General features: G+C 61.9%; 17 protein-coding genes. 13 read left to right on the forward strand and 4 right to left on the reverse strand.

Annotation, left to right across the window (positions count from 1 at the left end):
- Positions 1–52 precede the first annotated feature (52 nt).
- From BBA01S_RS33395 to BBA01S_RS33405, 3 genes are read left to right on the forward strand one after another with little or no spacing between them, the layout of a single operon-like run.
- Positions 53–1,531 carry an NAD-dependent succinate-semialdehyde dehydrogenase gene (locus BBA01S_RS33395; protein ID WP_027820234.1) on the forward strand — a complete coding sequence of 493 codons (1,479 nt, stop codon included), beginning with the start codon at positions 53–55 and terminating at the stop codon, positions 1,529–1,531.
- Entirely contained in the window at positions 1,528–2,526 is a 999-nt protein-coding gene (locus BBA01S_RS33400) for a M14 family metallopeptidase (RefSeq protein ID WP_027820235.1), read from the forward strand. Before BBA01S_RS33395 ends, BBA01S_RS33400 begins: the two co-directional genes overlap by 4 nt.
- Positions 2,523–2,867, forward strand: a complete 345-nt coding sequence (locus BBA01S_RS33405) for a cupin domain-containing protein (RefSeq protein WP_027820236.1) — start codon at positions 2,523–2,525, stop codon at positions 2,865–2,867. The genes BBA01S_RS33400 and BBA01S_RS33405 overlap by 4 nt, the downstream gene beginning before the upstream one ends.
- A 78-nt stretch (positions 2,868–2,945) precedes the next feature.
- On the opposite strand, the gene BBA01S_RS33410 is transcribed toward BBA01S_RS33405, so the two are convergent.
- Entirely contained in the window at positions 2,946–4,115 is a 1,170-nt protein-coding gene (locus BBA01S_RS33410; protein WP_027820237.1) for a porin, read from the reverse strand.
- A 141-nt stretch (positions 4,116–4,256) separates the two neighbouring features.
- On the opposite strand from BBA01S_RS33410, the gene BBA01S_RS47195 reads away from it, so the two are divergent.
- From BBA01S_RS47195 to BBA01S_RS33420, 3 genes are all read left to right on the forward strand, one after another.
- Positions 4,257–4,646, forward strand: coding sequence for a hypothetical protein (locus BBA01S_RS47195; RefSeq protein WP_156966168.1), 390 nt, complete (start codon positions 4,257–4,259; stop codon positions 4,644–4,646).
- Positions 4,618–5,748 carry an FUSC family protein gene (locus BBA01S_RS43920; protein WP_052392010.1) on the forward strand — a complete coding sequence of 377 codons (1,131 nt, stop codon included), beginning with the start codon at positions 4,618–4,620 and terminating at the stop codon, positions 5,746–5,748. The genes BBA01S_RS47195 and BBA01S_RS43920 overlap by 29 nt, the downstream gene beginning before the upstream one ends.
- A gap of 96 nt (positions 5,749–5,844) precedes the next feature.
- On the forward strand, positions 5,845–6,645 hold the full coding sequence (locus tag BBA01S_RS33420; protein ID WP_027820238.1) for a phosphodiesterase: 801 nt from the start codon (positions 5,845–5,847) through the stop codon (positions 6,643–6,645).
- 43 nt (positions 6,646–6,688) lie between these two features.
- Here the strand turns inward: BBA01S_RS33420 and BBA01S_RS33425 are convergent, their stop codons facing one another.
- The gene (locus BBA01S_RS33425; protein ID WP_245641659.1) at positions 6,689–7,006 is read right to left on the reverse strand and encodes a hypothetical protein; all 318 of its coding nucleotides are present in this window, start codon (positions 7,004–7,006) and stop codon (positions 6,689–6,691) included.
- Between the two features lie 148 nt (positions 7,007–7,154).
- A complete protein-coding gene (locus BBA01S_RS43925; RefSeq protein ID WP_245641660.1) occupies positions 7,155–7,784 on the reverse strand; it encodes a hypothetical protein in 630 nt (209 codons plus the stop codon).
- A gap of 135 nt (positions 7,785–7,919) precedes the next feature.
- Here BBA01S_RS43925 and BBA01S_RS33435 point away from each other — a divergent pair, with 135 nt between their 5' ends.
- The 4 genes from BBA01S_RS33435 (at position 7,920) to BBA01S_RS33450 (ending at position 12,317) form a co-directional block, all read left to right on the forward strand.
- Positions 7,920–8,894 carry a LysR substrate-binding domain-containing protein gene (locus tag BBA01S_RS33435; RefSeq protein WP_027820240.1) on the forward strand — a complete coding sequence of 325 codons (975 nt, stop codon included), beginning with the start codon at positions 7,920–7,922 and terminating at the stop codon, positions 8,892–8,894.
- 100 nt (positions 8,895–8,994) lie between these two features.
- Positions 8,995–10,062: a proline racemase family protein gene (locus BBA01S_RS33440; protein WP_027820241.1), complete on the forward strand. Its 1,068-nt coding sequence runs from the start codon at positions 8,995–8,997 to the stop codon at positions 10,060–10,062.
- A 2-nt stretch (positions 10,063–10,064) separates the two neighbouring features.
- Positions 10,065–11,030, forward strand: coding sequence for an ornithine cyclodeaminase family protein (locus tag BBA01S_RS43930; RefSeq protein WP_042298331.1), 966 nt, complete (start codon positions 10,065–10,067; stop codon positions 11,028–11,030).
- 150 nt (positions 11,031–11,180) lie between these two features.
- Positions 11,181–12,317: a branched-chain amino acid ABC transporter substrate-binding protein gene (locus BBA01S_RS33450; RefSeq protein ID WP_156966169.1), complete on the forward strand. Its 1,137-nt coding sequence runs from the start codon at positions 11,181–11,183 to the stop codon at positions 12,315–12,317.
- A 323-nt stretch (positions 12,318–12,640) separates the two neighbouring features.
- On the opposite strand, the gene BBA01S_RS43935 is transcribed toward BBA01S_RS33450, so the two are convergent.
- A complete protein-coding gene (locus BBA01S_RS43935; RefSeq protein ID WP_245641661.1) occupies positions 12,641–13,447 on the reverse strand; it encodes a CerR family C-terminal domain-containing protein in 807 nt (268 codons plus the stop codon).
- Between BBA01S_RS43935 and BBA01S_RS33460 the strand changes: the two genes are divergently transcribed.
- The 3 genes from BBA01S_RS33460 to BBA01S_RS33470 are packed head-to-tail and all read left to right on the forward strand — an operon-like array spanning position 13,446 to position 17,687.
- Positions 13,446–14,582, forward strand: a complete 1,137-nt coding sequence (locus BBA01S_RS33460; protein WP_027820243.1) for an HlyD family secretion protein — start codon at positions 13,446–13,448, stop codon at positions 14,580–14,582. The two genes, BBA01S_RS43935 and BBA01S_RS33460, sit on opposite strands and share 2 nt — an antisense overlap.
- 25 nt (positions 14,583–14,607) lie before the next feature.
- On the forward strand, positions 14,608–16,188 hold the full coding sequence (locus BBA01S_RS33465) for an MDR family MFS transporter (RefSeq protein ID WP_027820244.1): 1,581 nt from the start codon (positions 14,608–14,610) through the stop codon (positions 16,186–16,188).
- A gap of 20 nt (positions 16,189–16,208) precedes the next feature.
- Complete coding sequence (locus tag BBA01S_RS33470) at positions 16,209–17,687, forward strand: efflux transporter outer membrane subunit (RefSeq protein ID WP_027820245.1); 1,479 nt, start codon at positions 16,209–16,211, stop codon at positions 17,685–17,687.
- The last annotated feature ends 5 nt before the right edge of the window (positions 17,688–17,692 follow it).

Raw genomic sequence — 17,692 nt, forward strand, 5'->3', positions numbered from 1 at the left:
TAACCCGCTTTACACGACCGATCCCCCGAACATTCACACGGAAGCACGCCGCATGAGTTTCGACCTTGAAGGCTCTGCCCGCGCGTTGATTCGCACGGACAATTTCATCGGCGGCCAATGGGTCGCCGCGCAAAACGGCGCACGCTTCGCCGTCACCGATCCCGCCACGGGCCGCCTCGTTGCCGAAGTCGCGCAAAGCGGCGCAGCCGATGCGTACGCGGCCGCCGACGCCGCCTCGGCTGCGTTGCCTGCCTGGCGCGCGACGCTGCCGAAGGAGCGCGCCGCGATGCTGCGACGCTGGCACGCCGCCATCGTCGCGAACGAAGCCGCACTGGGCGCGCTCATTTCGCTGGAACAGGGCAAGCCGCTGGCCGAAGCGCGCGGCGAGGTCGCCTATGGCGCGTCCTACGTTGCATGGTTCGCCGACGAAGCCACCCGCATCTATGGCGACGTGATCCCCACCCAGCAGCGCGGCAAGCGCATGAGCGCGGTGAAAGAGCCCGTGGGCGTAGTCGCCGCGATCACGCCGTGGAATTTCCCGCTGGCGATGATCGCGCGCAAGATCGCGCCCGCCCTCGCCGCCGGATGCACGGTCGTCGGCAAGCCCGCCGAGGACACGCCGCTCACCGCCCTTGCGCTCGTGCAACTCGCACACGACGCGGGCGTGCCGCCCGGCGTGCTCAATCTCGTGACGGCCTCGCGCGAAGCGACGCCAGCAACCGTCGATGCATGGCTGGCCGATGCGCGCGTGCGCAAGATCACCTTCACGGGATCGACGCCGGTGGGCAAGCATCTCGCGCGTGAATCGGCGGGCACGCTCAAGAAGCTCTCGCTCGAACTCGGCGGCAATGCGCCTTTCATTGTGTTCGACGACGCCGATCTCGACGCGGCCGTCGAAGGCCTGATCGCCGCGAAATTCCGCAACGGCGGACAGACCTGCGTGTGCCCGAATCGCGTCTACGTGCAGCGTGGCATCTACGAAGCCTTCGCCACGCGCTTGCGCGCACGCGTGGCCGAACTGCGCGTCGGGCCAGCCAGCGATCCTGCATCGCAGATCGGGCCGATGATCAATGCACGCGCCGTCGACAAGATCGCGCGCCACGTGGACGACGCCGTCCAGCATGGCGCGACCGTGCTGGTGGGCGGCCAACGTCTCACGGCACTCGGGCCGCACTACTACGCACCGACCGTGCTCGGCCACGCATCGCACGAAATGGCGCTGTGCGGCGAAGAAACCTTCGGCCCGGTTGCGCCGCTGTTCGCATTCGATCAGGAAGACGAAGCGATTGCCGCTGCCAACAATACGCCCTTCGGCCTGGCCGCCTATTTCTACAGCCAGGACCTGCGCCGTATCGAGCGTGTGAGCAATGCGCTCGAAGCGGGCATCGTCGGCATCAACGAAGGCGCGCTCGCGTCAGAAGCCGCACCGTTTGGTGGCGTCAAGGAATCGGGCTACGGCCGCGAAGGCTCGAAATACGGCCTCGACGACTATCTGTCGATCAAATATCTCTGCCAGGGAGGTCTTGCATGAGCATGGACGCCTATCCGATTGAAGTCGCCTTCCCCGATATTTCCGCGCATGCCCAAGGCAATAGCGGCGTGGCCTATGTGCACACGTTCGACTCGGGCGTGGCGGGCCCGCATGTGATGGTGAATGCGCTTACGCATGGCAATGAAGTATGCGGCGCAATTGTCGTCGACGAATTGTTGCGCGCGCAACTGCGTCCGCGACGCGGCCGGCTTACGCTGGCTTTCGCGAACGTGGATGCCTACGCGCGTTTCGACGCCGCGCAGCCCGACAAGGCGCGTTTCGTCGACCAGGATTTCAACCGTGTCTGGACTGCCGCAACGCTCGACGATACGTCGAAGCGCTCCGCAGAACTCGATCGGGCCCGGGCGATGCGCCCGGTGATCGATAGCGTCGACCTGCTGCTCGACCTGCATTCGATGCATGAAAAGAGCGCGCCGTTGATTGTCGCCGGGCCGCTCGACAAAGGCATTGCGCTATCCGCGCAGCTCGGCGTGCCCGCCACGGTGATCTGCGACGAAGGCCATCCCGAAGGCCGGCGCATGCGTGATTACGAAGGCTTCGGCGATCCGCTCAGCGCAAAGAACGCGCTGCTGATCGAATGCGGCCAGCACTGGGAAGAGCGCGCCGTGGACGTTGCGCGCGACAGCACCGCGCGCTTTCTGCTGCATGCGGGTGTAGTCGACGCGAGCGACTTGCCCGCCGGTTGGCTCGCGCCCTTGCCCGCGCAGATGACAGTGGTGCGCGTGACAGAGCCGGTCGTCGCGAACAGCATGGATTTTCGTTTCGCGGGCCCTTATACGGGCCTCGAAACCTTCGACACGGCAGGCACGGTGATCGGCTGGTCGAATGGCGAGCCGGTGCGCACGCCCTACGACGACTGCATGCTCGTCATGCCGTCGCTTCGCCAGTTGCGGCCAGGCGTGACCGTGGTGCGGCTGGGCCGCATCGAACAACGCCTCGATCACACCTCACGTCAACAGGAATACATGCAATGAAAGTGCAGCAGATCCAGCAATCCGTGCAACTCGCAGGACTCGAAGATTGGGGCACGGCAGGCTTGCCAGGCACGGAACCTGCCCGCGTCACCGGGCGCCAGATCGTCATTCCTGGCGCCGAAGCCGTCGATACCGGTGTGTTCGAATGCTCGCCGGGCACCTATCGCCGTTCGGTGAAGGAGGCGGAGGTCATGCATTTTCTGGCGGGCTCGGGCAGCTTTACGCCCGATGGCGAAGAGACGATCCGCTTCAAGGGCGGCGACACGATGTTCTTCGAAGCGAACACCGAAGGCCTCTGGCAGATCGATGAAACGCTGCGCAAGATCTATGTGATTTTCTGATCCGGCGAATTCAGTCTCAGGCAGTCGCCCGATCCATCAGGCGACTGCCGTCGGCGCTACACCGTTAAACGTACACGGTTAGAAGCGGTGCATGATGCCGACGCGATACACCATCTGGTTCACCCCCGACGATGCCCCCGCCGACGCATCCACAATCTGCGCTTCGTCGAAATCCGTGCCCGTGTGTGCGCTGACGACGTGCTGCCAGGCGCCCTGCATGTACAGCGAAGTCCGCTTGCTCAGATCGTAGTCGAGCATGAGGCTGATCTGGTGCCACTTGGGTACGTAGCTGCCCGCCGTCGACGAGAGATGCGCCATCGTGAACGTGTAGGTCGAACCGAGCCAGAGCGCTGGCGTGAAGAAGTACTGCGCGTTCACTTCGAAGTTGTCGAATTTCCACGAATTCCAGCTTGCGCCGTTCGCCAGGCTGGTGTTTTCGAGCCACACGTTGCTGGTCGGGTCATAGACGTCGACGTGCGACCACGCGGCGGCGACCGCCACCTTCGGAAAACGATAGCTTGCCGACAGGCCGATCGTCTGCTGTGACGCCCCATCGAACAGGTCGCCGGACGTAATGGCGCCGCTCGTCGTCAGGCCCGGATTGTTCATCTTCAGATACGACGCCGCAGCCGTGAAATTGCCGTTCTGATAGTTCAGCGTCGCGCCCCACAGACGGTTGTTCGCGAATCCACCCGCCTCGTTGCTGAAGCCGTACATGGCTTCGCCGGTGAGGCCGCGCCATGTCGGCGTGACGTATTTGACGGCGTTGTTGACGCGGAAATCCCAGTCGGCGTTGTCGCTGTCGAACGGATGCGTCGCGATGTCGCCGGCCCAGTTGCCCGCGGCGGTGAGGCTGGCAAAGCCGTAGTCGTCGACGCTCGTGTCGTACTGGCGACCGAGCGTCAGCGTGCCGTAGCGATCCGACGACAAGCCCACATACGCCTGGCGCCCGAACATGCTGGAGTCCTGCCCCAGCTTGCCCGTGTTGATATTGAAGCCGTTTTCGACCTTGAAGATCGCCTTGTAGCCGCCGCCCAGATCTTCGCTGCCCTTCAGTCCCCAGCGGCTACCGGCGGTGTCGCCGCTTGCCATCGCCCATGCCGAATGTCCTCCGGCGTTACTGGTGAAATTGAGGCCCTCATCGATGAGACCGTAAAGCGTAATGCTACTTTGAGCGTGCGCGGCGCTGGCGAGGAGGAGAAACGGCGTCATGGCCGCCACCGACATTGCGGTCTTCTTGATCTTCATCGATACCCTTCGAAACGTGCTGGATTAATTGGAACGATCGTCGTTGTGCCGTCTTTGCGGCCTTGCACGACCCTGCCGTCAGTTCAACCAGCGGCAGAGAGGGCAGTCTAGGTTTAATCAAAAGGCGCTAGAAATCAGGGTTTGAAATTCTCAATTCAACAAATCGAAATCGACGTTCAATCGGCTGAAGAGCCTTTGCGCACGGGCATTTCACGGCACCCGCCGATTTTTGAACAGCACGGCGATTGTTGGAATTTCGCCAATCCCGCGCATTTTTTTAAAAAATTTTGGTCGGTTATCATTCGCCGGGCCGCTGAATCACCGGCGCTGCGTCGCTATCCGTCGCGAGCGCCACTACAGCGGGCAACGGTGCGCCCTGTTGGCTGGCGCGGGAGATCCCCGCAACAGACGCAGACCGGGCGCTCTCTTAACGCCGGCAATCTTGCCGGACGCCGCCATGCAGCCACAAGCTGCGTGACGGCCACGTCGGAGATCATCGAACATGATTGCCGTGTACGACCGCGTCCGTGAGCGGATGCTGGCAAGCGATCCGGAATTCGCGCGATTTCATCATGCGACACGCTCGACACTCGCCTGCCTGGTGACCGCGGCGCTGTGCATCGGGTGGCTGATCGGGCACCACAGGCCCATCACGTTCGCCGCGCCGGCGACGTTGTTCGCCATGATCGCGCCGCTGTTCCTGAGAGACCGGCACCTGTCAGGCTGGGTCGTCTCGTTAGGTTTGCTCTACTTCTGCACGTGCGCGAGCTTCGCGCTCTCGGCACTCGCTGCCCCGCATCCTGTTCTACGCGGCGCGCTGCTCCTGGCAATTGTGTACGCGGGCATGCTGTGCCACGCGTTAGCACCTCGCGCTGCGGGCTGCGCCTTGCTCGCGCTAGTCGCGTTCTATCTGGGGCTGTATCTGCATCCTTCGCGTGACGTGCTTCACGCCATGCTGGCGCTTTCCGCCGTCGCGCCGCTGGTGGTCGGCGGCGTGGGACGTGTGCTGCTTCCCCCAAAGGGCATCGATCCATCGCCGCGCGCGCCAGTTCGCGTCCGGGATTTCCACTCGCGCCTGTCGCATACCGTCAATGCGTGCAGGACGCGTATGCGCGACCAGCTGGACGCACTCGTGCGGCATCGCCATCATCTTGCGTGGCGGCCCGCTGCCCTTGCCGCCGTGGCCGCGCTGCTCGCCCTGCTGGCCGGCGATGAAATGTCGACCGAGCGCTCGATGTGGGCGGTCATCAGCACATTCGTCGTGTTTCTCGGCACGCATTCGCGCGAAGGCACGCTGGCTCGCGTCGGCAAGCGCCTGGTGGGCACCTTCGCGGGCGCCGCCGCGAGCGTGGTGCTCGTCGCCCTCTTCAGAAGCGAACCCTATGTCCTAGTGGCCTTGATGGCCGTATCGGTATTCGGCTGGGCTTATTTCATCCTGCACGCTTATACACGGGGCGTGTTTTTCATTACGCTGCTAGTCGGACTGGTGTACGGCCAGCTTGGATTTGCCATCGTTGCACTCGCCGTACTTCGCGTGGAAGAAGTCGTGCTGGGGTGCCTGATTGCGTTTGCGCTGTCCATGCTCTTAATGCCATCCGGTGCTCGTGCAACCATTCGTGTGCAACCGCAGTGACGTGCCGCGCCACGCTCACGCTGATTTTTGGCGGCTTAATCTCGCGCTGAAGTCGTTACTCCCACTAACCGGATTGACGAATAGCGAAGGCATGCCGTGACCGTCATTGCACAGATTTCGGATATTCATGTCCGCCCCAAAGGCCGGCTTTATCAGGAACGCGTCGACTCGAACGCGATGTTCGCCCGTGCGATCGTTGCGCTCGACGGTCTGGATCCTGCGCCCGATTTCGTACTGATTACCGGCGATCTCACCGACGAGGGGTCGCCTGCGGAATACGCCATGGTGCGGGATCTGCTGGCGCCGTTGCGATACCCGTATGCGCTCATGCCCGGCAATCACGACGATCGCGTACAACTGCGCGAAGCATTCGGCGACCATCCGTGGCTGCCACGCGAAGGCGAACTCAACTTCGGCGTCAACGTCGGTTCGATGCGCGTACTTGCATTGGACACGACGGTGCCGGGCTTTCACCACGGCGAATTGAGCGCCGCGTCGCTGGCGTGGCTGGAACGCGAGCTGGCTGCCAGCAAGGACAGGCGAATCATGATCGCCATGCATCATCCGCCGTTTTCCACGGGCATTCCGTATCTCGATCTGTACGGGTTGGCGAACGTCGACGCTTTGGCGGATATTCTGTCCCGCCACGCCAACGTGGATCGCATCGTTGCCGGACACGTGCACCGCTCGATGCAGGGACGCCTGGGCGCGGTGCCGATATTGACGTGCCCGAGCACCACCACACAGATTGCCGCCCGATTCAAACCCGATGCCGACCCGGCGTCCTACCTGGAGCCGCCCGCTTATATGCTGCATCGCTGGGGCGAGGGAAATGGCACCGGCGTATCGCACCTCTGCTACGTTGACACCTTTGACGGCCCATTGCCGTTTGCTTGAATCGCGACGAATACGCTATCACTAGCGCTCACGAAGAAGCGAATCAGAAACGGGCGAGGAAACCGTGCTTGATGTCCGTTCGTTCGATCCTGGTCGCGGCGTCGATATACACGTCCACACGGCTATATGGCGGCTTGATGTTGACGCCATCGCGACTCGCTAACGGCAGGCTGAAATTGACAAACGCGTCGGGCGAAGGAAACATCGGCATATAGAATTTTTCCGTCTGACCGGGCGTCAGCTCACCACGCGTGACGTCGTTGTTTTCGTTGAAAAAGTAACCAACCGGCTCGCGCGCGTCGGGGGCGTAATGCAGCACGATCACTGGGCGACTAAAAAACCAGCCGAGAAGTGCGAGCACGCAGGGAAGCATCCACAGTTTCAGCGAACGAAGCATAGTTGTCAGTCAGTTAGCTTAACGCGTGCATTAGTGCCGCTGCTTGGCGTAACCTTTGCCTCGCCTCCATGGCAAGGGCACAGCCACGATTTGTGCAGCAGCAGGACAGTCGTCAGGGCGTCATTATTTCGCCGGACAGGCGACAAAAAACATCTCGACGCCGCGCAGCGAAAGTGGACGCTCGTCCTTCACGAATTGAAGCGACAGATTGGTCAGTCGCTGCGACATCACGCACGCGCCTTGTGGAATGGAGTAAGTCACTTCCTGGACGCATTCGTTTTTTGGCCAACCGTTTAGCGCGGGACAGATTGTCGACGGAAGACTTCGCACCGCGCAGTTGCCCCTTCATATAAGTCAAATCAGGCTTGTCGAATGCGTAGTTCGAAAACAGCTCTTTGTGATCGCGAAGCGTCGTGAAAATCCAGTCCACTTTCTCATCGACCGGTTTGCCGCCCTGTTCGAGGTCACGGCCCGATGCAACATTAGTCAGCAAGCGGAAATCGTTCTTATCCGTGTATTTCTTGAACGCGTTCGCATCAGGAAAGCCCGAGAAAAAATGACTCTGCAAATCGTCGAGTTCTGCTTGCGTGACACAACCATCCTTAGATGCGGCGTGCGCTGCACCGCCTGCGCAAAGCAGCGCGAGAGCGAAAGCCGCGGCAATCGTTCTTGCCGTTTTACTAGCGTGTTCCATTACCTTTGGGATCTTTAGTGTGGTGCAGCTTGTTAAGGTCGGCAGCATTGGTTTCGGGAAGTTGCTTGCCTTTCGCCCATTTTGCCTGAGCAACCGGGGGATGCCACAGCCTCCCCTCATGTAAACTCAGGCAGTCCCTCGCTCCGAACCCTACCCGCTCCTCTCAGGCCGGTCGACATCGTCATGACGACTCAATTCGAAATTAGTGAAACCCTCGCCGGCGCGCTTTCACTGCGGGCCATCAAATCCTTTCTCGCGGCCGCGAAATTCAGCAGCTTTACCAAGGCCGCCAGTGCCCTGAGCGTGACGCCGGCAGCCGTCAGCAAGCAGGTGCTGGAACTGGAGGACTATCTTGGGACAGCGTTGTTCGTGCGCTCTGGCAGGGCCGTCACGTTGACCGCCGATGGCGAGATGTTCAAGGATGCCGCCCAGCTTTCGCTGATCAATCTTCATCAGGCCGCCGAACGCCTGCGCAAGAGAATCCCCGCCCGCCAGACCTTGACCGTGTGCTGTTCGCCGGCATTTTCCGCTTTGTGGCTTCATCGGCGGCTGCCTGAATTCCTTGAGGATGCGCCCGACATCGAACTGACCGTGCTGACCACGCTGAACTTCATCGCGATGGAAGCGGGCGTGCAGCCGGACGTGTACATCGCGAAGCTGGCCAGTCTGCGCGACGGATACGACAGCGAGCATCTGTTCGACGACGAAGTCTATCCGGTCTGCACACCGCAATACCTGCAGCGCCAAGGGCCGGTCGAAGCACCCGCGCAACTGCTCGATATGTCGCTGCTGGATCTCAGCGCCTACGGTCGCTCGCAGATTTCCGAGCATATCGACTGGAAGGTCTGGCTGGCGCTGCATGACGTGGACACCAGTTGGTGCGCCGACGTCCCACGGCGCCTGTTTACCAGCAACGACTACCCGGCCATCGTGCAACTGGCCCTGGCACACCAGGGCGTGGCGTTGGGCTGGCATCACCTCGTCGGACATCTGGTCGATAGCGGCACCCTCGTGCGCCCGTTGCCGCACAAGACGGTGATGAAGAATCGCGGCCATTACCTCTCCGTGCGCAAAGACAAGACGGACACCAGCGCGTGCAAGCGATTCTGCACGTGGCTCAGGCAGCAACTGGCCCTGCAAGCTTCAACAAAAAGTTGAAGGAATGCCGGAAAAAACGTCGTTTAAATTCGCCGCGAAATCGACATAAATTTCTCTTCAAGCCGCGTGGAAGCGGCAAAACGGAAGAGGAATTCAGCAGATGGGTTTCAAGAGAAGCATCCATGCCGTGGAGACGCATTCGGGCATTCCCATGCGTGTGGTCACCGGCGGCATCCCGCATATCCCGGGCGATACGGTCTACGCCAAGATGAAATGGCTGGAGGCCAATGACGACGGACTGCGCAAGCTGCTGCTGCGCGAGCCGCGCGGCTACCCGGCCCACTGCTGCAACATCATCGTCCCGCCCTGTCACCCGGACGCCGATGCGGGCTACATCATCCTCGAACAGGTCGAGTACCCCATGATGTCGGGCGGCAACACCATCTCCGTGGTCACCGTGCTGCTGGAAATGGGCATGCTTGCGATGCAGGAGCCGGTGACCGAACTGACGCTCGAAGCGCCGGCCGGGCTGATCCGCATTCGCGCCGAGTGCAAGGACGGCAAGGTCAAGAGCGTAAAGTTCAGGAACGTACCGGCATTTGCCGCGCATCTAGACGCCATGATCGATGTGCCGCATCTGGGCAAGGTGCGCGTGGATGTCGGCTGGGGCGGCATGTTCTACGCCATTGCCGACGTGCGCCAGTTTCCGGGCCTGGAACTCAAGCCCGAACATGGCAAGGAGATCGCGCGGGTCTCGGCGATGATCCGCCAGGCGGCCATTGAACAGTTGCCGGTTGCGCATCCCGACTATCCGGGCGTTGGCATCACCATTTCCCAGCTTTCGGGGCCCAGCGACGACCCACGGGTCGACTGGAAGAATGTGGTCACCATGCCTACGGGACCGCTTTCGTGGGACGATCCGGCCACCTGGACAGGTGCGATCGACCGTTGCCCGTGCGGTACCGGCACCTGCGCCAAAATGGCCGTGCTGCATGCCAAGGGGGAATTGCCGCTGAACCAGGACTTCCGGCATCAGGGCATTCTCGGGACGTACTTCACCGGTCGCCTGGAGGAGACGACCCGGATCGGCGAACACGCCGCCGTGGTGCCGACGCTGGCCGGCACCAGCTGGATCCATGGCATCCAGACCATCGTGCTGGATCATGACGACCCCTTTCCCGAGGGCTACACCCTTGGGGACATCTGGCCGAAACAGCAGGAGCTGTGAGCATGCAGATCATTTCGGCGCAGCAGATCCAGTCGGTGCTGGAATGGGACGGCGTCATCGAAGCCCTGCATCGCGGGCATACCGGGTCGCGGCCCATTGGCGACGGCTATTTCATCGGCGATGCGGATTTTGGTCTTTTCTGTCGAGGCGTGATCCTGCCGGGCAAGGGGGCTGGCGCCAAGATCGCCTCGATACATCCGGCCAATGGCGCAGCCGACCCGCCCTTGCCATCGGAGCACGCCGCGTTTCTGCTGCTCGACGAGCGCACCAAGGGGCTGGTCGCCATGCTTGACGGCCCCGAGATCACGCGATGGAAAACCGCGGCCGATTCTGCCCTGGCGGCACGCAGGCTGAGCAGGGAGAACAGCCAGGTACTGCTGGTGCTGGGCGCAGGGCCGATCGCACGGGCGCTGACGGACGCTTATCTGCACGTGCGCCCATCCATCCGTGAAGTGTTGTTGTGGAACCGCTCTCCGTCGCGGCTGGAGGCTGCACGCTCGGCGCTCGAAGCGAGAAGTATTCGCGTGCGGATTGTCGAGGACATCGATGACGCGGTCGCGTGCGCCGATATCATTACGGCCGCCACCGGCGCATCGACACCCATGATCCGGGGCAAGTACGTTCGTCCCGGTACGCATGTGGATCTGGTCGGAGGATACCGGCACGACATGCGGGAGGCCGATTGCGATGTGTTCCGGGGTGCCCGCGTCTTCGTGGACGACCGCCAGAATGCAGCGCTCTCTGGCGATATACAGGTTCCGATGGAGGCTGGGGTGATCGCGGAAAGCGATATCGAGGGCGACCTCTTCGATCTGTGCCAGATGCCGACGCTCCGCCGTTCGGCTGCAGACCGGACGGTTTACAAGAATGCGGGCGGTGCGCACCTGGACTTGATCGTCAGCGAGTATGTCGTCGAGCGCTTGAAATCCGGCAGGCAAATGTCACCGGCGGCCATCGGCCTGGATTGAAACAGGAACATTGGGGCCCGGAACCTATCGATTTTCAAAAACCCCAACTACTTAGTAATACGTAGATATTTTCTCCGGCAACGGCGAGGTGAATTGCGTTATTAGCCTGAATCTTCGGCAAACTGAACATTGATGGAACGGGTGCCTACCATGCGAAAAGTCCTTTTATCCCTACTCTTCACCACGGCCCTTGCAGGGGTGGCTGGCGAAGCTGTTGCGCAACAGGTTGTCAAGATTGGCCTCTCTGCGCCGCTCACCGGCATAGGGGCGGCGAACGGCAAGGACATGGAGAACGGCGCACGCCTTGCGATCGAAGAGGCGAATGCGCAGCATCTTCATATTGGTGGCCAGGAGATCAAGTTCGAGCTCGATTCGGTTGACGACCAGGGCGATCCGCGAATTGGTGTTCAGGTGGCGCAAAAGCTGGTGGACGACGGAGTCGTGGCGACCATCGGTTACTACAACTCTGGCGTCGCCCTGCCGTCCGCCCCCATCTTTGCGAAGGCCGGCATTCCATTGCTTGACCCGGCTGCGACCAATCCTCAGATCACGCGCCTTGGATTGACCAATGTTTTCCGGATCATCGCGACGGACGTTCAAAACTCGGGCAATGCCGGCAACTATGCGGTGACCGTCATGAAGGCGAAGCGCATTGCGACGATGGACGATCGCACGGCCTTTGGTCAGGGCGCCGTCGAAGAATTCAAGAAAGCCGTGCAGGCCGCTGGCGGATCGATCGTCACATCGGAGTATACGAATGACAAGGCCGTTGAATTTAACGCGTTGTTGACGAACATAAAGGGCGCAAATGCCGATCTCCTGTTTTTCTCCGGGAGCAACGCCCAGGCCGGGCTGATCGTCAAGCGCATGAAGCAGCTTGGGATGCACACTCAGTTCGTCGGTAGCGGAGGCATCGCGGATACCGTCTTTGTCCAGTCGGCCGGGAATGCTGCAGATGGCGCGCTGGCGTGGGAGTACGGACGCCCGATTGACGCGCTACCGGAAGGCCGGGCGTTCGGCCTGAAATACAAGAAGCGGTTTGGCATGGATATCCTCACGTTTTCACCGTTCTCATACGACTGCACGTGGATCGCCATTGACGCAATGAAAAGGGCTGGCTCGATAAAACCAGCGGTCTTTATGTCCGCGCTTCGTTCGACTCAATATGATGGCATCACCGGCCACATTGCATTCAATACGATTGGGGATTTGAGCAATCCCACCTCGACGCTGTATCAGGTCAAGAACGGCAAATGGGTTCCCGTGACGACGATTGGCGCAAGGTAAGCCGGGCGCCAGCGCGCCTTTAACAGATAACCAGGATCACAAAAAAAGGCCCGCTTGCAAAGCAAGCGGGCCGCAGAATGACAAAGATGAAATAATGCCCATGGAAGGCGTGCGAATGGTAGCGCAAATCTTTTGCGCGCCGGTCAATCCAATGTTAACCAAATCTATCGAACAACGACGCAGGCTATTCGACCGAGCAAGTGTGTCGCTTCAAATTGCGTCCTGCTCATCAGGGCGAACACCTCCCCGCGATCAAGAAACGGTAATGTGTTTCTTTTTCGCTTTTCAGCTTGCGCTCATCTCCATTGGCCCCTGCCCCACCTTTACTCAAGCTCGCTTTGCCAGGACTTCAGCAAACACCGCGTTTGCGCGCTGACCGTTGCTTTCACAAACTCCGCATTGTTTCCATCGATTTCAGACCAGCCCAGCATCGACAATGTCGACTCACGCGCGACGTGAAACGCAAAAAACTGCCCCCAGAGGCTGATCATTCGCACGATGGTCAGCGGATCATTTTCTTCACGTCCGGTAATACGGGCGACCAGCGCAGCATTGACCTTGTTCATCGGCGTACGCAGGCGCTCGCGCAACACCTGTGATCCAATTTCAGGCTCTCCACCGCCTTGCTCACGTGCAAAGAAGAGCCGTCGGTCAGTCTCGCGCCCCTTTCTGAACATCAAATCCGCAATGGCGCATTGAAGGTTGACGAAGGCGTCGATCAACTCACTCTCGGGCTTATTGCTTTTGAGCGTCTCTTGCGCCTGCACCAGAGCAGGCTCCAGAACCTGCAGGGCGTCCTCCACCATCGCCTCGGCGCAGGCCCGATAAACCCCCTCCTTGTTCTGGAAGTAGTACTGCAACGCCGGCGCGTTGACACCCGCGCGCGCCGCGATGTCCCGCGTCGACGCGCCTGCGAATCCATGCTGGCCAAACAGGGAAATGGCCGCGTCGATGATCTTCTTACGGGTTTCTTCGCCACGTGCGTAGCCACCTTCGGCCGGGTGGCGGGGGCGCCGGGATTCAGACATAGGAGAAAGCGTCAGTGAAAACTTCCAAAATATAACACTTGACAGATATTTTCCGAATGGAATAATTCGTCCAATTGGAATAAATTGGGGTTTCCACACCATGTCGACGACAGCAGACGCGCCGCAGCGCGATCGCCAGGACACAACACAAACCGCGCAAGCACGCGGTTCCAAACGCGGCATGCTTATTGGGGCCGCACTCGTGGCGGCGGTCGGCGCGGCCGGCTGGGCGGGCCACTGGTGGCTGGTTGGGCGTTTTATCGAGAGCACCGACGACGCCTACCTTCAGGCCGATAGCGTGACGGTCGCCCCCAAGGTGAGCGGCTACATCACCGATGTTTTCGTGGCGGACAACCAGGCCGTTAAAGCCGGCGACCCGCTGGTTCGCCTCGACACGCGCCAGTATCAAGCTGCGCTTGCGCAGGCCAACGCCACCATCGATGCACGCAACGCCGACGTCGAACATGCCGACGCACAGCTCACGCAACAACGCGCGAACATCGCTCAAGCGGTGGCCCAGGAGGAAGTCGCGCGCGTCAGCCTGCGCCACGCCCAGGACGAAGTCGCGCGCTACACGCCGCTCGCGGCGTCGGGCGCTGAAACCACCGAAAAGCTCTCGGAGCTCAAGAGCTCGCGCGACCAGGCGCAGGCCACGCTGGCCGCCGACCACGCGGCGGTCGAATCGGCCCGGTCGCAGATGGGCGCGCTGACGGCCCAGCTCGGCCAGGCCCGCGCGCAACTCGAAGCGGCAAAAGCGAGCGCCGCGCAGTCGCAGCTCGACCTCGACCATACGGTCGTCAAGAGCGCCATTGCGGGTCGCGTCGGCGACCGTACGGTGCGCGTGGGGCAGTACGTGCAGCCGGGCACGCGGATGCTGTCGGTCGTGCCCGTGCAGGACACCTATCTGACCGCCAACTTCAAGGAAACGCAGATCGGCCGCATGCGCATCGGCCAGCCGGTGGAGATTTCCGTCGATGCGCTGTCCGGGCACAAGCTGCACGGCGTCGTCGACAGCTTCTCGCCGGGCACTGGGGCGCAGTTCGCCTTGCTGCCTGCCGAGAACGCGACCGGCAACTTCACGAAGATCGTTCAGCGCGTACCGGTGCGCATCCGCGTGGAAACCGGCCCGCAAACGCGCAAGGTGCTGCTGCCCGGCATGTCCGTGACCGCCGAGGTCGATACGCGATCCTCGCGCGACGACGATCACCGCATCGATGTCGAGAACCATCGTGAGTAATGTAAGCAGTGCCACCGGGAGCGCGATGGGTCGCGCCGCGAACGCCCAGCCATCCCAGGGCGAGCGCGCCAGTGCCTCGGACTGGATTGCGGTCGCCGCGGGCGCGCTTGGCGCGCTCATCGCCACGCTCGACATTTCGATCACGAACTCCGCGCTGCCGCAGATCCAGGGCGAAATCGGCGCGACCGGCACCGAGGGCACGTGGATTTCCACGGGCTACCTGATGTCCGAAATCGTGATGATTCCGCTCGCCGCGTGGCTCACGCGCGTGTTCGGCCTGCGCAATTTTCTGCTCGCGAACGCTACGCTGTTCATCGGCTTTTCGATGATGTGCGGATGGTCGGGTTCGCTCGCCATCATGATCGTCGGACGCATCGGCCAGGGCTTCACGGGCGGTGCGATGATCCCGACTGCGCAGACCATCATCCGCACGCGGCTGCCTCCATCGCAGTTGCCCATCGGCATGACGATGTTCGGACTGACCGCGCTGCTCGGGCCATTGCTTGGCCCGGTCGTGGGCGGCTGGCTGGCCGAGAACATCAGCTGGAGCTGGTGCTTCTTCGTCAACCTGCCCGTGTGTCTCGCACTGATTACGCTCCTGATTTACGGGCTGGGCCCCGATCGGCCTCACTGGGAGGAATTCCTGAAGGCCGACTGGATCGGCATTATCGGGCTGGCGATTGGCCTCAGTTCGCTCACCGTGGTGCTGGAGGAAGGGCAGCGCGAGCGCTGGTTCGAGTCGCAGATGATCGTGAGCCTGACGCTCGTGTCGCTCTTCGGGATGGTGCTGATCGGCATTTCGCAGTTTGTCGCCCGAAAGCCGATCCTGCGTCTTTCGCTGATGCGCAACATGCGCTTCGCAAGCGTCAACGTGATCGTCTTCATCGTCGGCGCGGGTCTGTATGGCATTTCGTACCTGCTGCCGCAGTTCCTGAGCCAGGTGGCCGGCTATAACGCCGAGCAATCGGGCATGGTCATGCTGCTCTCCGGCATCCCCGCGATGTTGACCATGCCGATCCTGCCGCGCCTGCTCGGCAAGGTCGATATCCGTGCGCTCGTCGTCACGGGCCTGCTGTTCTTTGCATGGAGCTGCATGCTCGACACGACGCTGACGGCGCTGAGCGTCGGCCATGATTTCACGTGGTCGCAGTTGTTGCGCGGCGTGGGCCAGATCCTGTCGATGATGCCGCTGAACCAGGCCGCCATGGCCACGGTCTCCCGCGAAGAGTCCGGCGACGCGGCGGGCATCTATAACATGGCGCGCAATCTCGGCGGCTCGGTGGGGCTGGCGATTATCGGCACGTTGATCGACCGGCGCGAGACCTTCCACACGGCCGTGCTTCGCGAGGCGGTCACGAACAATTCGCTCGTCGGGCAGGAGCACATTACAGCTAGCGCGGCGAGTTTCTTCGCGCAGACGGGCGACATGGCCTACGCGAAGATGCAGGCGCTTGGGCAACTGGCTTCCCAGATCCAGGTGCAGTCGACGGTCATCACCTATTCGGAAACGTTCTGGGTGCTCGGTGTCGCCTTGCTCGCCTGCATCCCGCTCGCCTTCCTGCTCAAGAATCCGCGCCCCGGCTCCGCCCCGGTAGAAGCTCATTGAAGTCTATTGAATCGAACATGATGGCAACCTTTTCTCGACGCCCTCCCGTAAGTGCCGTCAGCGCAATCGCCGTAGCCTGCGCTGCCGCCCTGCTGGCCGCCTGTACGGTCGGGCCTGATTATCATGGTGCGCCGCCGGTGGCGTCCGAAGCGGCAAGCGCGACGACCTTCGTGCGCACTCCCGCGAAGGGCATCGTCGCCACCTCGCCTGCGCCGAATCAATGGTGGCTGGCGCTAGGCGATCCGCAACTGGATTCGTTGATCGCGGCCGCTTTCGCGCACAACCCGGATCTGCGGGCGGCCCAGGCGCGGCTGCGTGCCTCGCGCGCGCAATTGCAGCAGCAGCGTGCGGCCGAAATGCCCAAGCTAAGCGCCGACGCCGCTACGGTTCGCATGCGCGAGCCTGACCTCAGCGCGCTGTCCTCGTCCGGGTCTAGTGCGGGTTCATCGGGACGCGGCCCGCTGTCGCTGTACACCGCCGGGTTCGACGCCTCGTGGGAGATCGATCTGTTTGGCGGAACGCGCCGTGCGATCGAAGCGGCGAATGCGCAGTCCGAGGCCGTCAACGCCGATCTCGCCGACACCCAAGTGTCGCTGGCCGCCGAAGTCGCCCAGGCCTATGTGGGTTTGCGCGACCAGCAGCAGCGACTGCTTATCGCGCAGCGCACGGCTGAGCTGCAGCAGCAGAGTCTCACGCTGACGGAGCAGCGACGCGCGGGCGGCACGGCGGCCGACGTCGATGTCGAGCGCCTCACGACGCAGGTCGAAAATACCCGGTCGACCCTCACGCCACTGGCCGCCCAGGTGGAAATCTCGCTCGACCAGCTTGCCGTGCTCACCGGCAAGGCGCCGGGGGCGCTTGACGCGGAGCTCGCACAGGCACGTCCATTGCCTGACCTGCCGGCCAATGTTGCCGTCGGTGACCCGGCGAAAATGCTCGCGCAGCGCCCGGACATTCGCGCAGCGGAGCGCCGTCTCGCATCGAGCAACGCGCAGATTGGCGAGCACATTGCCGACTTCTTCCCGAAGGTCACGCTCTACGGCGACCTGAGTTATTCAGCCGCCGATCCAGGCCACCTTTTCCGCAAGGCCAATGCGACGTGGCTCGGCGCGCCCTATCTCTCGTGGAACCTGTTTGATTTCGGCCGCACGCTGGGCGCTGTGCACGGCGCGCAAGCCTCGCGCGACGAAGCCATCGCGAACTACGAAAAGACGGTATTGGGCGCGCTTCAGGACGCAAACGACGGGCTATCGCGCTTCGGCTACCAGCGCGAACATCTGGCGACGCTGATGAAAGTCCAGAAGTCTGCGGTGCGCTCGGCAGACCTGACGCGGCAGCGCTATCGCGCAGGCACCGTCAGCCTTGTCGATCTGCTGGACACCCAACGTGCTGAATTTTCGGCCCAGCAGGACGTCGTCGCCGGACAGGCGGAACTGCTCAAGGACTATGTTTCGCTGCAGAAAAGCCTCGGGCTGGGGTGGCAACCGCCACAGACGTAAACGCT

It is taken from the genome of Paraburkholderia bannensis NBRC 103871 (assembly GCF_000685015.1).
In the GTDB taxonomy this organism is placed as follows: Bacteria; Pseudomonadota; Gammaproteobacteria; order Burkholderiales; family Burkholderiaceae; genus Paraburkholderia; species Paraburkholderia bannensis.